This is a genomic window from Rhizobium sp. TBD182 (assembly GCF_001950375.1).
Taxonomy (GTDB): Bacteria; Pseudomonadota; Alphaproteobacteria; order Rhizobiales; family Rhizobiaceae; genus Agrobacterium; species Agrobacterium tumefaciens.
In genome coordinates, this window is the sequence record NZ_BDLN01000012.1 from 86,965 (window position 1) to 87,178 (window position 214).

Below are 214 nucleotides of genomic sequence, written 5' to 3' on the forward strand. Positions count from 1 at the left end.
TCACAGGGCGCTATCACGTCCGAACCTGCTGATGGGTGCCGATCGTGAGCTGGTACTATTGACGGCGCTGGCCGCCATCATCCTGATCTTCGTGGTGCTGACCTGGTACGCCGCGCTATTCGGGATCGCGATCTGGCTGATCGTGGTTGGGGCGCTTCGCACGATGGCGAAAGCCGACCCGTTGATGCGGCGGGTCTATATCAGGCACATCTCC

The 214-nt window shown here is 61.2% G+C and carries 1 protein-coding gene; it reads left to right on the forward strand.

Features of this window, described 5'->3' with window-relative positions:
• The coding region (locus tag T18_RS24335) for a conjugal transfer protein TrbD (RefSeq protein ID WP_210187548.1) at window positions 1–214 on the forward strand (214 nt) is incomplete at both ends.